Source organism: Desulfobacter sp. UBA2225, from assembly GCF_002348205.1.
Lineage (GTDB): Bacteria > Desulfobacterota > Desulfobacteria > Desulfobacterales > Desulfobacteraceae > Desulfobacter > Desulfobacter postgatei.
In genome coordinates this window covers 1-333 of sequence record NZ_DDYV01000036.1, presented here as the reverse complement: position 1 = coordinate 333, position 333 = coordinate 1, and the positions used below count along the sequence as shown (strand labels likewise).

Here is a 333-nt window from a genome sequence, read left to right as displayed (position 1 = left end):
AACATCGACCAGAACATCGATGAGATGAGTTTTGAGCAGATGCTTGATGCCTATGATTCAAAAATCGGCCGGGAATTCAAGCCCGGGGATATGGTGGAAGGACAGATCATTTCCATCGGAGAAAATTCAGTTTACCTGGACACGGGGACAAAGTCCGACGGTGTGATGGATAAGTCCGAGCTGCTGGATGAAAATGGTGAATTTCAGTATTCAGTGGGTGATATCCTTAAACTGTATGTGGTTTCCCTAAGCGAAAGCGAAGTGATTTTGTCCAAGGCGGTTTCCGGGGCCGGGATGGCTGCCATGATTGAGGATGCCTATCGCGGGCATACC

At 48.6% G+C, this 333-nt stretch carries 1 pseudogene; it reads left to right on the top strand.

Annotation, left to right across the window (positions count from 1 at the left end):
• Positions 1–333, top strand: a pseudogene (gene rpsA, locus B3D59_RS02010) (30S ribosomal protein S1); the annotation flags it as partial.